Here is a 1446-nt window from a genome sequence, read left to right as displayed (position 1 = left end):
AGCCCGGCCAGGCGGAAGGCCAGGCGCAGGCGCTCGGCGCGGGTCTGGGCGACGGTCTCGGCCCGGGCGATCAGCCGCTCCTGGTCCATGCGGACGGCGATCATGCGCTGCACCGGGGTGCTGCGAGCCGGATCCAGGGCAGGCGCGGGGGTCAGGGCGGCCTGAGCGCCGTCGACGCCGTGGAACATGCCCATCACCTGGGTCAGGGCGGCGTGGCGGCGCTCGACCATGCGGGCCATTTCGTCGAGCGATCCCGTGGTGGCGGTCATGCGGACAACGGCGCTGTCCAGCCGGGCCTGAAGATCGGCGTTCAGGCGCTGGGCCTCGGCGCGGGTGCGGGTGACGGCCTCGTCGGCGCGGCTGCGCACCGCCATGTCGATGATGAAACCACTCGAGGCGACCAGGACCCAGCCGGCGATCAGGACCGCGGCCGCCGCGCCGGCCATCTGGTGCGCGGGTGTCAGCGCCCAGGCGCGGATGTCGTCGCCGTCACGCAGATACACGTATCGGGTGGGGAACCATCGCTTGATCAGGGATGGCTCCCTGGCAGTCTCGTGCCCGGTCATACGCAACGCCCCCACGCTCCGGGGCAGGGTTATGCGCAGCGAAGGCGGGACGAGACAAGTCGGTTCACGACTTGTTAACCATCCTTGAAGGTGTTCAGGCGAACAACGACCGTATTCGGCCCGGGAATTCGCCAACGAGGCGTATCACCGACTCTATCGACCGATCAGGACAACTCGCTGGGCGGGGAATCGTCCGGGATCAGAGCGACTGCGCGGCGGCCAAGACTTCGGCGGCGTGCCCCTTGACCCGGACGTTGCGCCAGACCCGGCGGACGACGCCCTGACCGTCGATCAGGAAGGTGGCGCGCTCGATGCCCATGTACTGGCGGCCGTACAGGGTCTTCAGGACCCAGACGCCATAGGCCTCGGTCACGTCCTCGGGCTCGTCGGAGGCGAGGACGACCTTGAGGTCATGCTTGGCCTTGAAGCGGTCGAGCTTCTTCACCGGATCGCGCGAGGCGCCGATGACCACGGCGCCCGCCTTGGCGAAATCGCCGGCCAGGGCCGAGAAGTCGATGCCCTCGTTGGTGCAACTGGGCGTGTCGGCCTTGGGATAGAAGTACAGGACCACGGCCTTGCCCTTCAGGTCCTCCAGCGAAGCGCGGCCGCCGCCGTCCGTCGCCATGTTGAAGGCGGGGGCTTCATGCCTTCGGTGATGTCGGTCATGGCGCGCTCTCAGACGGGACGGACGAGGACGATCTTCTTCTTGCCGGCGGCCAGCTTCAGGACGCCGTCGGCGTTCACGTCCGCGGCCTCGACCAGACGGGCGCCGTCGGCGACGACCTGGTCGTTCAGACGCAGGCCGCCGCCCTGGGCCAGACGGCGCGCCTCGCCATTGGAGGCGGTGAGGCCTGCCCGGGTCGCGACGGCCGCCAGCATG

The 1446-nt window shown here is 69.4% G+C and carries 2 protein-coding genes and 1 pseudogene; all 3 read right to left on the bottom strand.

Annotation, left to right across the window (positions count from 1 at the left end; all coding sequences use genetic code 11):
- Positions 1 to 566, bottom strand: a 566-nt coding sequence (locus tag AC2W7C_RS17905) for a DUF5930 domain-containing protein (protein ID WP_486002568.1), incomplete at its 3' end; no start/stop codon positions are given.
- Positions 567 to 765: 199 nt separating this feature from the next.
- Positions 766 to 1191: a peroxiredoxin gene (locus AC2W7C_RS17900; protein WP_486002567.1), complete on the bottom strand. Its 426-nt coding sequence runs from the start codon at positions 1189 to 1191 to the stop codon at positions 766 to 768.
- 50 nt (positions 1192 to 1241) lie between these two features.
- Positions 1242 to 1446, bottom strand: a pseudogene (locus AC2W7C_RS17895) (tyrosine--tRNA ligase); the annotation flags it as partial.

It is taken from the genome of Brevundimonas sp. CURTG3B2_SDJG (assembly GCF_057364705.1).
The sequence above is the reverse complement of the archived record's forward strand: the minus strand, read 5'-3'. Positions and strand labels throughout refer to the sequence as shown.